Source organism: Microbacterium sp. Kw_RZR3, from assembly GCF_029222405.1.
Classification (GTDB): Bacteria; Actinomycetota; Actinomycetes; order Actinomycetales; family Microbacteriaceae; genus Microbacterium.
Genome location: NZ_JARHXC010000103.1, coordinates 1 through 10,822, shown reverse-complemented (window position 1 = coordinate 10,822; position 10,822 = coordinate 1). Strand labels below are relative to the sequence as shown.

9 protein-coding genes are annotated in these 10,822 nt (G+C 68.8%); 7 read left to right on the top strand and 2 right to left on the bottom strand.

Going from position 1 to position 10,822, the window contains the following annotated elements; all coding sequences use genetic code 11:
- Nucleotides 1–18 precede the first annotated feature (18 nt).
- The 3 genes from P2P98_RS05535 (at nucleotide 19) to P2P98_RS05525 (ending at nucleotide 3,470) form a co-directional block, all read left to right on the top strand.
- On the top strand, nucleotides 19–999 hold the full coding sequence (locus P2P98_RS05535) for an aldo/keto reductase (RefSeq protein ID WP_275797963.1): 981 nt from the start codon (nucleotides 19–21) through the stop codon (nucleotides 997–999).
- Between the two features lie 118 nt (nucleotides 1,000–1,117).
- Nucleotides 1,118–1,891: a protein phosphatase 2C domain-containing protein gene (locus P2P98_RS05530; protein ID WP_275797962.1), complete on the top strand. Its 774-nt coding sequence runs from the start codon at nucleotides 1,118–1,120 to the stop codon at nucleotides 1,889–1,891.
- A 46-nt stretch (nucleotides 1,892–1,937) separates the two neighbouring features.
- The gene (locus P2P98_RS05525; protein WP_275797960.1) at nucleotides 1,938–3,470 is read left to right on the top strand and encodes an APC family permease; all 1,533 of its coding nucleotides are present in this window, start codon (nucleotides 1,938–1,940) and stop codon (nucleotides 3,468–3,470) included.
- Between the two features lie 66 nt (nucleotides 3,471–3,536).
- Here P2P98_RS05525 and P2P98_RS05520 read toward each other — a convergent pair whose 3' ends face one another.
- On the bottom strand, nucleotides 3,537–4,520 hold the full coding sequence (locus P2P98_RS05520) for an asparaginase (RefSeq protein WP_275797959.1): 984 nt from the start codon (nucleotides 4,518–4,520) through the stop codon (nucleotides 3,537–3,539).
- Nucleotides 4,521–4,624: 104 nt separating this feature from the next.
- On the opposite strand from P2P98_RS05520, the gene P2P98_RS05515 reads away from it, so the two are divergent.
- The 3 genes from P2P98_RS05515 to P2P98_RS05505 all read left to right on the top strand — a co-directional run bounded on the left by P2P98_RS05515 (nucleotide 4,625) and on the right by P2P98_RS05505 (nucleotide 7,543).
- Entirely contained in the window at nucleotides 4,625–5,095 is a 471-nt protein-coding gene (locus P2P98_RS05515) for an OsmC family protein (protein ID WP_275797958.1), read from the top strand.
- Nucleotides 5,096–5,136: 41 nt separating this feature from the next.
- Nucleotides 5,137–5,616, top strand: a complete 480-nt coding sequence (locus tag P2P98_RS05510; RefSeq protein ID WP_058597030.1) for a hypothetical protein — start codon at nucleotides 5,137–5,139, stop codon at nucleotides 5,614–5,616.
- A 94-nt stretch (nucleotides 5,617–5,710) separates the two neighbouring features.
- Entirely contained in the window at nucleotides 5,711–7,543 is a 1,833-nt protein-coding gene (locus P2P98_RS05505) for an O-antigen ligase family protein (RefSeq protein WP_275797955.1), read from the top strand.
- Between the two features lie 237 nt (nucleotides 7,544–7,780).
- Here P2P98_RS05505 and P2P98_RS05500 read toward each other — a convergent pair whose 3' ends face one another.
- The gene (locus P2P98_RS05500; RefSeq protein WP_275797953.1) at nucleotides 7,781–8,227 is read right to left on the bottom strand and encodes a hypothetical protein; all 447 of its coding nucleotides are present in this window, start codon (nucleotides 8,225–8,227) and stop codon (nucleotides 7,781–7,783) included.
- Between P2P98_RS05500 and P2P98_RS05495 the strand changes: the two genes are divergently transcribed.
- A complete protein-coding gene (locus P2P98_RS05495) occupies nucleotides 8,145–10,772 on the top strand; it encodes a carboxypeptidase-like regulatory domain-containing protein (RefSeq protein ID WP_275797951.1) in 2,628 nt (875 codons plus the stop codon). The genes P2P98_RS05500 and P2P98_RS05495 overlap by 83 nt on opposite strands.
- Nucleotides 10,773–10,822 lie beyond the last annotated feature (50 nt).

Sequence of the window (10,822 nt, the reverse complement as noted above, 5' to 3'; positions counted from 1 at the left end):
CGGGGTTAGCGTGGAGGGATGACGACTTCCCTTCTTCCTCAACGACCCGTTGGACGCTCCGGACTCCGGGTCTCCGCGGTCGGGCTCGGATGCAACAACTTCGGCCGGTCGGGAACCCCCACCGAGAGGCTCGAGGGGACCCGTGCGGTTCTGGACGCCGCACTCGATGCGGGCGTCACTTTCCTCGACACGGCCGACGTGTACGGCCGGGAGTACGGGCTGTCGGAGACGCTGATGGGCGAGGCGCTCCTGGGGCGTCGTGACGAGGTCGTGCTCGCGACGAAGTTCGGCCACGCCGATCTCGCGCCCGGCGTGCTCGGGGGAGCGAAGGCGTCACGGACGTCGATCCGTCGATCGGTGGAGGGCTCGCTCCGCCGACTGCGGACCGACTGGATCGACCTCTACCAGCTGCACACGCCCGATCCCTCGACCCCCATCGAAGAGACGCTCGCCGCGCTCGCTGATCTCGTCCGCGAGGGCAAGGTCCGGTACGTGGGCCACTCCAACTTCGCCGGGTGGCAGATCGCCGAGGCCGAGTTCGCGGCACGCGGCGTGAGGTTCATCTCGTCGCAGAACCAGTACAGCCTGCTCGCTCGTGCGGCAGAGCGGGAGGTGCTGCCGGCGGTGGGACGGTTCGGCCTGGGTCTTCTGCCGTTCTTCCCACTCCACAACGGCCTGCTGACGGGAAAGTTCTCACGGGAGGGAGGGCCCGAGGGAAGCCGCATCATGCGCCAGCGCCCTCACCTGTGGCGGGACGCGCCGTGGGATGCCCTCGAGCGGTACCAGGCGTTCTGCGACGAGCGCGGCATCACCATGCTCCAGGCGACGTTCGCGTGGTTCCTCGCCAATCCGCTGGTGTCGAGTGTCATCGCGGGAGCCACGAGCCCGGAGCAGGTGCGCGCGAACGCCGAGGCGGCGACCGCGTGGACGCCCACCGCGGAGGAGATCGCCGAGATCGACGGCATCCTGAGTCTTCCCGCCGACCCGGCGGCCGGATGACCCGGCCGTCTGCCGCGGCTGGGCGCGGCGCTGCCCGAGTCCGTGCGCGGGCGTCCATTAGGATGGCAGGGCCGCGCGCTCTCGCCGGCGAAGCTGTCGGCCAACCGGAGGATCTCTCGTGCCCGAGGTGACCACGCATACGCGTACCGTTCCACTCACGGGGGCGACGCTCGAGCTGGCGTGGGCTGCGGGCACCGACACCGGGAAGCGCCGTGAGGTCAATCAGGACGCGGTCCTCGCGGAGTACCCGTTGTTCGTGGTCGCAGACGGAATGGGCGGACATCTCGGTGGGGAGATCGCGAGCGCGAGCACGGTCGACCGACTGCGCGCCGTCGTCGACGGGGGGACGGTGTCGCCCCGGCACATCGAGAAGGCCCTGTCCCGCGCGGTCAAGGACATCGTCTCGCACCCCGAGACCACCGATGAGGGCACCGGGACGACGCTGACCGGGCTGTATCTCGAGACGACGACGGACGAGCCCCACTGGGTCACCCTGAACATCGGCGATTCGCGGGTGTACCTCCTGCGCGACGACGACATCGTCCAGGTGACGACCGATCACTCGGTGGTGCAGGAGTTGATCGCCGCGGGGCGGCTGAGCCCCGAAGAGGCGGAGAACCACCCTTACGGAAACGTCATCACACGTGCCGTCGGACCGAGCGACAGCGTCAAGCCGGACTACCTCCGCCTCGAAGTCGTCGACGGCGATCGGTTCGTCGTGTGCTCGGACGGGCTTACCAAAGAGCTCACCGACTTCGGTATCAAGCACTTCCTCGAGGCGAACGCCGACCCGGCCGCAGCCGTCGACGCGATGATGGCGGCGGCCCTCGAGAACGGCGGCCGCGACAACATCACGATCATCGTGCTCGACGTCAACCGCCGCTCTTCCTGAGAATTCACCCTTGACCGCGGTTGCCCGCGGATTCTACGTTCGGCATATGACTTCCGCTCCCGAACGGACGTCGGGCAAAGGACTGGCCGCCGGGACCCTCGGACTCTGGGGTTCGACCGTCATCGGACTGGCATCCACAGCCCCCGTCTACTCTCTCGTCGCCACCCTCGGCTTCGTCGTCGTCGCGGTGGGTGCCCAAGCGCCGATCGCGTTCGTCCTGGCGTTCATCCCGATGCTCTTCATCGCCTTCGCCTACCGTGAGCTGAACAACGAGGTGCCGGATTGCGGGACGACGTTCACCTGGGGGACGAAGGCGTTCGGACCGTGGGTCGGCTGGATGGGCGGGTGGGGGGTCGCCGTCGCGGGCATGGTCGTCCTCGCCAACCTGTCGCAGATCGCCGGCATCTACCTGTGGTCGCTGGTCGGTGACGGATCGCTCGCCGAGAACGTGCCTCTCGTGACCGCTACCGGCGTCGCGTTCATCGCCGCGATGACGTACGTGAGCTACCGGGGCGTCGAGATCGGCGAGCGCATCCAGAACATCCTGCTCGCCGTCCAGTACATCGTTCTCGCGCTCTTCGTCGTCGTCGCGCTGTGGAAGTTCTTCGACGGCACGGCCCCGAACCCGACCCCGTTCGACCTCGCGTGGTTCAACCCCCTCGGCTTCACCGACTGGAGCGGCTTCACCGAGGCCGTCCTGCTCGCGCTCTTCATCTACTGGGGATGGGACACGTGCCTCGCGCTGAACGAGGAGACCAAGGATCCGAAGCGCATCCCCGGACGCGCGGCCCTGCTCACCACGGTGATCCTGCTCGGCACGTACGTCACGGTCACCGTCGCGGCGATGATGTACGCCGGCGTGGGAGAGGACGGCGCCGGCCTCGCCAACGCGGAGAACGCCGACGACGTCTTCCTGGCGATGAAGGACGGGCTGTTCGGCCCGTTCGCGTGGGTGCTGGTGGTCGCGGTGCTCATCTCCGCGGTGTCATCGACGCAGACCACGATCCTGCCGACGGCACGCGGCACGCTGGCGATGGCTGCCTACAAGGCGCTTCCCGCCCGCTTCCAGACGGTGCACCCGCGGTTCCACACGCCGTCGTTCTCGACGCTCGTCATGGGGATCGTCGCGAGCGTGTACTACGTGGGCATGACCATCATCAGCGACAACATCCTCCAGGACTCCATCCTGTCGCTCGGTCTCGCGATCGCGTTCTACTACGCGATGACGGGGTACGCGTGCGTCTGGTACTTCCGACGCGAGCTCTTCACGTCCGGCAAGAACCTCGTCTACCGTGGCATCCTCCCCCTGCTCGGGGCGCTGATGCTCACGTACGCCTTCGTCCAGTCGGCGATCGACATGTACGACGTCGACTACGGCAATTCCGAGCTGCTCGGCATCGGCGGCACGTTCGTCGTCGGCATCGGCGCGCTGGCCTTCGGCGTCGTGCTGATGGTCGTGTGGTACCTCGTCCCGGCGTCCAAGCCGTTCTTCCGGGGCGAGAGCCTGAACCGGGACACCGAGGTGCTCGTTCCCGACGAGCCCATCACGTACCCGCGTTCGGTCGACGGCGGTATCTGACCACCCGGGCCGCTCTCCTGGCAGGGCGGCCCCGTCGGGGCGTCGCTCGAGCGGGGCGCGGCCCCGTCAGACCGTCGCGCGGATGAGACCGACCTCGCGGCCACCGCCCGAGATCGTCAGGGGCAGCAGGGCGAGGGTATCGGCGACCGCCTCGGGGGCGAGGGCTCCGGTGCGCTCGAGCAGACGCAGTGCCACCGCGTGCCCGGCGCGATTGGAGCCGTCGAGCATCTTCAGCGCGACCGTCGTGCCGTCGGGCGCCGTCATGACCTGGACGCCCTCGGCACCGAGCTTCGAGAAGACGCCGAGGCGCTCGATGACGACGGTGTCGGGGCGACCCGGGCCGTCGATCGTCCACGGGTGCTCTTTCACTGCGCGAACGAGCGTCCCGGCGCTGCGGTGCAGGGCGAACGGAGAGCGCTCCGACGAGGTCGCGATGCGCTGGATGGCGCGAGCGAGACCGATGAGGCTCATGGCGTACACGGGGGCGCCGCAGCCGTCGATCGCGGTCGTCGTCATGCGCTCGCCGACGAGGCGCTCGAGCACCTCGCGGATGTGTACCTGCAGCGGGTGCTCCGGGTCGAGGTAGTCCGCCGTGGACCAGCCGTTCGCGACGCACGTCAGCAGCATCGCCGCGTGCTTGCCCGAGCAGTTCATGCGCAGGGGCGAGGGCGACCCGTGATCGCGCACGAGTTCATCGCGCGCGGCGGTGTCGCTCGGCCACGCTGCGGGGCACCCCAGATCGTCTTCGGTCAGGCCGGCGGACTGCAGGATGCCACGGGCCGTCTCGACGTGGCGCTCGGTGCCGCAGTGGCTCGCCATCGCGATCGCCAGGCGCTCCTCGGCGAGGTCGGCGCCCGCGGAAAGGCACGCCAGCGCCTGCAGAGGCTTCATGCTCGAGCGGGGGAGGAACGGGGCTGTCGCCTCGCCGAGCGTGAGCTTCTCGGATCCGTCGGGAGCGAGCACGACAGCGACGCCGTGATGACGGGATTCGATGAAGCCGTTCCGTTCGACGACAGCGAGTTCGACGGAGGCGGGGGGCGTGGCGGGCATCCGTCCATTCTATGGCGACGGGACCTTCGTCCCCTGGCGTCGACGTCGGCGCTCCACGGGCCGGAAGTCGCCCTCCCACGCGGGCAGCACGGCAGACTGGGACCATGAACGGAGAGCACCACTACCGCCTGCGCTCGACCTGGACCGGGGACCGGGGGAGCGGCACCAGCGGACACCGCGACTACGACCGCGCGGTCACGCTGGAGGTCGACGGCAAGCCCGCGATCGCGGCATCCGCTGACAAGCCCTTCCGGGGCGATCCCGCCAAATGGAACCCGGAAGAGCTGCTGCTCGCGGCCCTCAGCGAGTGCCATCTGCTGTCGTACCTGCACGCGTGCGTCACGACCGGCGTCGTGGTCACGGCGTACGAGGACGACGCGTCGGGGACCATGCAGGAGGACGGCAACAGCGGCGGAGCCTTCACGGAGGTGGTCCTGCGTCCGCGCGTCCGGGTCGCTGACGAGTCGATGGTCGAAGCGGCCCGCGCCGCCCACAAGCAGGCGCGCGAGTGGTGCTTCATCGCGAACTCGGTGAACTTCCCGGTCCGACACGAGCCCGAGATCACCGTCGGCTGATCCTGGCGCGCGGTCGGGGTCCGGCGTCGTACAGTGAGCGCATGCAGCTCGAACCGGCCCTCCGTCGCCTCGATCGGATCGCGGGTGGACGCCAGGCGGACCACCGCGTGGATGTCCCCGAGGACCCGAGAGTGCATCGGGCGTTCCGCGCGATCACCCTTCTCCTCGGACTCGGGTTCGTACTGGGTGTCGCCACGGTCGTCGTCGCTCTGGTGATGACGCTGAACGGTGCCGATGTCGGGTTCGCGGTGTGGATGCGGTGCCTCGTGGTGCTCGCGATCACGACGACGCTGTTCTACTTCCTCTGGCGTGCGCGAGCCGGGTGGTACTGGGCGTTCCGGCGGTTGCAGCTGTTCAGCCGGATCTTCCCGATCGTCGCGCTCGTGCTCGCAGCGATCCCCGGCCTCTACCCGTTCTGGGTGGTGACCGAGCAGATCCTCTTCGCGATCCTGCTCATCGGGGTGTCGGACTATCTGCAGTCCGACGTGGTTCGCGCGGCGTATCCCAAGCCGCAGCGATGAGAGATCCCCTGCCGACGCGGAGACACACATCCGACTCGGCGATGATGCGAGCTTCACCGTTGCGCGCGCGAGCCGGGGGACCTGCCTCATGAGAATGACGTCGAGTCGAGCGTCGATCGCTGCCGTCAGCATCGCCGTGGCGGGGATCATCGCGGTCCTGCCCGACGGGATGCTGCGATGGACGTTCCCCAAGTACCTCGTCGTGGCCATCGCCGTGGGCGTGGCTCTCTTCGCGAGGAGGACCGGGAGGCTCCCGACCTGGGCATGGGTCGTCGCGGCTTCGGCCTTCGCCGCTCTCGTCGTCGCGGCCATCGCGGGCTCCGTCCTTTACGGCACGGACGTGTGGGTCGGCCTGATCGGCCGGTGGCCCCGCTACCTCGGTCCGCTGGTCGCGCTGCCCGTCGGTCTGGGCGTCGCTTGGCTCGCGGCTTCTCTGCTCGGATCGCGTGCCGACGGGACGTGTGTGCGGGCCTTCCTCATCTCCCTGTCGGGCGCCGCGACGGCGGTCGCCTTCGTCGGTGTCCTCGAGGCGTTCGGACTGCGTCCGTTTTCGAGCGATCTGGAGAGACCGGGATCGCTCTTCGGAAATGCGACGGACCAGGGCATCGTGTGCGCGATGATGCTGATGGTGCTCGCCGGTGCGGCCGCAGCGAGATGGGTCCGCGATGACACCGTGCTGAGGATCGTCGTCGCGGTGGGCGGTATCGGTGCGCTGATCGGCCTCGGCACGTCCGCGTCGCGCGGTGCCTATCTCGCCGCCGTCCTCGGTCTGATCGTGCTGGCTCCGCTTCTCTGGCGCACGGGCGTCCTGCGGGGCCGCACCATTGCGATCGGAGCAGCCTCGACGGGCCTCGCCCTGACGTTCGTCGTGCTCTCGGCGCCCGGTGCCCTTGACCGCCTCACCGGTGCGGACGCCGTGGCTGCGGCGACCGTCGGTGAGCGCTGGACGCTGTGGCAGTGGGGGCTGCAGGTCTTCTCGACATCCCCCGTCGTCGGGGCAGGATCCGGGAGCTTCATCGACCGCGTCCCGTCCTTTCAGGACGCGTCGTGGTACCTCGACCGCCCCCTCAACACGGTGCTCGAGTCGTCACACAGTTGGATCCTCGATGCCGCGTCCGACGGGGGACTCGTGCTGGTGGCGGTCATGGCCGTCGGCCTGGGCTTGGCCGTCCGGACCGTGACACGCAGACTTCGACGAGGCCACGATGTGAACGGCGTTTTCCTGGGGAGCATCGCGGGACTGATCGTCGCGATTGTGGCGCTGCTCGCTCACCCGACGGGCCCCGCGGCGTTCCTGCTCGTGGCGATCCTTCTCGGGATCGTCGTGGCGGAGCCCGCGTCCGTGCGCGAGGAACTCCGCGCCGTGCCGCGGATGATCGCGGCGCGCGTGGTCGGCGCCGCGGTCGTCGTGGCTCTCGCGCTGGCCACCGTGGCCGAAATCCCAATGGCCACGGCGGCGGCCCGGGTCGATGCGGGCGCGTCGCCCGACGCGGGCTTCGCCACGGCGGTGGCCTTACGACCATGGGACAAAGAGCTCGTGGCGCTGGCGGCTCAGGTGCTGACAGCCAGGTCGGATGCCGGCGACGCCGACGCCGCAGACGCGGCGCGGGTGTGGACGGCCCGAGCGGCTGCATCTTTCCCTCACACGCTCGCCGTTCTCGACGCGCGGGCCGTCACCCTCGAACTCGCGCAGGACTGGACGGCGGCGGCAGCGGTGAGAGAGCGGATGGCCGAAGTCGCCCCGCACGACATCCCGGCTCGGCAGGATCTCGCGATCGACCTCGCAATGGCAGGCGACCTCGACAGAGCGGTGCAGGTCGCCTCCGCCATCCTCGAGGAGAGACCCGACTTCGCCAACGCCCGAATTCTGATCACGCAGATCTGCGCGGATCGCCCCCGTGAAAGCTGCCCCGCAGCCACGGGATAACGGTCGCGTCACCTGTTTCGTTTTCCGGCCTTGAGCTGTGGTATTACTTGACCGCGGCTACACGAGTGTCGCCTTGGGGGAATGGTGCGGCAAGCCGCATCCGGGGGAGACGGGCGAAACGCCCGTCGCTGGAGAAGACGTGGCCACTGCAGTCGTTTCGCGCACCTTTCGTGCCATCGCCCGTGTCACGGTGATGGCCCTCTTCGTCGCCGGGGCGGTGATTGCTCCGACCAGCGCCTACGCGCAAACACCGCCGTCGCCCTCGGCAAGCTCGTCGGTCGCCGCGAGTCCCACGACGTCCGTCTCGGCGAGCCCGAGTCCCACCGCCTCGGGTCCTCGTCCTTCGGCGTCGGCGAGCCCGAGCCCTTCCGCTTCGCCCTCTGCGACTCCTCGCCCGTCGGCGTCCGCGTCGCCGAGGCCCTCCGCGTCGCCCTCCCCGTCGGCGACACCCTCCCCGTCAGCGACGCCGAAGCCTTCGGCATCCGCATCGCCGAGGCCCTCCGGGTCGCCGAAGCCGTCGGCATCCGCGACGCCGAAGCCGTCTGCGTCGCCCTCACCGACCCTCGCTCCGCCGCCTTCCTTGGTCCCCGTTGCGACGGCGGTGATCTCCGGGAAGGTGACATACCCGCAGGGCGTGAACCTCGCGGGCGGAACGACGTATGCGTCGATCCGGGCGTCGGACAACTGGTACTCCGCAACGGTGGGGAACGACGGATCGTATGCGTTCTCGGGATTGCCCGCGGGCACCTACTACATCCAGTTCCAGTCGTACGGACGCAACGTGCTCGATCAGTGGTACGGGGGGAACGGCGACTTCTCGGCAGCGACGCCCGTCACCGTCACTGCGGGCCAGACCAAGTCGGACGTGAACGTCGTGCTGGCCAAGGGCGGCGAGCTCTCGGGGACGGTGACCACGACGTCTGGCGCAGCGGTGACCTCTGCGAGAGTCGAGGTCTATCGAAAGTCCGACGGCTCGTGGATGTGGCAGAACTCGACGGGGACCGACAGCAACGGCTCGTTCTCTCTCTCCCGACTCCTGCCCGGTGAGTACACGTTGGCCTTCCGCAGCCCCGACGGTCAGAACCTGATCGGCGAATGGTGGAACGACAAGTCGACGCTCGCCGCAGCCACGTCGATTTCCGTCGCGAAGGGTCAGGCCGTCAGCGGCCTGAAAGCGCAGCTGGCGACGGCCGGCACGGTGACCGGCACCGTGGCGTATGCGGACAAGACTCCCGTGACCGGTATTGCGGTCACCGCCTACGATCGTTCCGGCAACGTGGTCGGCAGAGGGTCCACGGACGCGTCCGGCCGTTACACGATCCAGGGCCTGGGCGGCGGATCGATCGCCGTGGGTGCGTCGGCTCCTGGCGGGATGGTCTTCTCCGGCGGAACCTCATCGCTCACGGGCGCGACCTTCATCGCCGTCAAGGCCGGTGCACGGGTCAGCGTCGATATCGGTGTCGCTGGGGTGACGGTGAGCGGGAAGGTCACGGTCGCCGGAACGTCGACGCCCTTGACCTCAGGCACCGTCACGCTCACCGGGGCGTCCGGGCCGCAGGGTGCGGCCGTCGCCATCGCGGCGGACGGCTCCTACACGATCCGCGGAGTGACGGCGGGCAAGTACGTCGCCCTCGTGACGCCCACCTCGCCTTCGTACGTGCCGACGTGGTCGGACAGCGCGGCCTCGAAGGACTACGCCGATTACTTCGCCGTGTCCGCCTCGAGCGTGAAGAAGGATCTGTCCGTCATCCGCTCGGGGAAGGTGACGTTCACTGTCGCGAATGCCGGCTACGTCGGGCTGTATCGCTGGTCGTCGGCCGGGACGACGTACGTCAAGAGCGATTACGTGTCCGCGGGATCCACCTTCACGGCCGACGGCCTCGTGCCGGGCGAGTACACGGTGCTCATCGGCAGGTACTACCTCGGGGGCGTGACCGATGACGCGGCGGCGTCGCACTTCACGGTGTCGTCGGGTAAGACGAAGAGCCTCGGACTGGTCGACACCGCACCGAAGGACGGCGGGTCGATCTCGGGTCGAGTCACGGCACCCGACGCGACTTTCGCGTCCATCACCGCCTACGACGCGAAGGGACAGGCTTTCTCCTCGTACACCACGTCGTCCGGATCGGGGATGACCTACACCATCGCGAATCTCCCGGTCGGCACGTACACCGTGGCGGCGCAGATCACGGGGTACCCGACGGCCTGGTACGGGGGGCGCAAAGCGGCGACCGTCTCGGTGACGAAGGGGGCGAACAGCACGGCGAACATCGCGGCCACGCGCGCGGACGCCTCGCTCTCCGGCAAGGTCACCAAGGCCGGTGCCGCTGCCTCAGGTGCCGGGGTGCAGTTGCTCGAGGTCGTCTCGAGCACGCAGACCGGACAGATTTCGTACGCGACGGCCGCGCCCGATGGGTCCTACTCTTTCGGCAGTGTGCTGAAGTCGGGGCGGACGTACCGGATCACCGTGTGGGCATCGGGGGCCGCAGAGAAGTCGATCACTTTCACCGCATCGAGCGGGGCCATCACGAAGAACCTCGCGCTGGACGCTCTGGGTCAGTTGAGCGGTCTGGTGAGTGACCGCGGCACCGGGAAGGCCGTCGCCAACATTCCCGTCCGCGCTGTGCGGGACGGCGATGACGGTGAGGGGTACAGCACGCTCACGGATGCCGCGGGCGGATACGACTTCACCGGGCTCCGTGCCGGCACCTATCGCGTCCAATTCGGTGCGTACAGCAGCGGCTACGCCATGCCGACCGGGATCAGTGGATACGGTGCGTCCACGATGCCGTACTACGCCCCGGAATGGCTGGACAACTCCGGCACCCGAGAGGGTGCGACGGCGGTGATCGTGACCGCCGGGGGCAACACCGCGGCGAAGGCCGGCAAGGTCGAGCAGGGCGGGACCCTCACCGGTCGGGTCAGCGGGAAGACGGCATCCGGTTCGACGGTGTGGCTCAAGGATGCGACGGTGTCCGTTTACACCCTGCGGGACCAGCTCGTCGTGCGGACCAACGCCGGCGGGGGCGCCCCCGGCGGGTATGCCCTCTCGGTTCGGCCGGGCACCTACAAGATCTGTGCGTCACTGCCGGAGACGAGCGAGTACGCGGGTCTTCAACCTGCCTGTCGCACCGGGACGATCACCGTCACAGCGGGGAAGATCACCGGGAGCGTGGATCTCGCGCTGACCTCTCGGACTCCTCCGCCTCGGTCCAGGACCGGCCACTGAGACCGTCGGGATATCGGACGCTCCTCGACTCGGGTTGATCCCAGGCTTCG

Excerpts from the sequence above, each read along its gene's own strand:
- P2P98_RS05535 (WP_275797963.1), top strand. The coding sequence starts at position 19 with ATGACGACTTCCCTTCTTCCTCAACGACCCGTTGGACGCTCCGGACTC.
- P2P98_RS05525 (WP_275797960.1), top strand. The coding sequence starts at position 1,938 with ATGACTTCCGCTCCCGAACGGACGTCGGGCAAAGGACTGGCCGCCGGG.
- P2P98_RS05520 (WP_275797959.1), bottom strand. The coding sequence starts at position 4,520 with ATGCCCGCCACGCCCCCCGCCTCCGTCGAACTCGCTGTCGTCGAACGG.
- P2P98_RS05515 (WP_275797958.1), top strand. The coding sequence starts at position 4,625 with ATGAACGGAGAGCACCACTACCGCCTGCGCTCGACCTGGACCGGGGAC.
- P2P98_RS05510 (WP_058597030.1), top strand. The coding sequence starts at position 5,137 with ATGCAGCTCGAACCGGCCCTCCGTCGCCTCGATCGGATCGCGGGTGGA.
- P2P98_RS05505 (WP_275797955.1), top strand. The coding sequence starts at position 5,711 with ATGACGTCGAGTCGAGCGTCGATCGCTGCCGTCAGCATCGCCGTGGCG.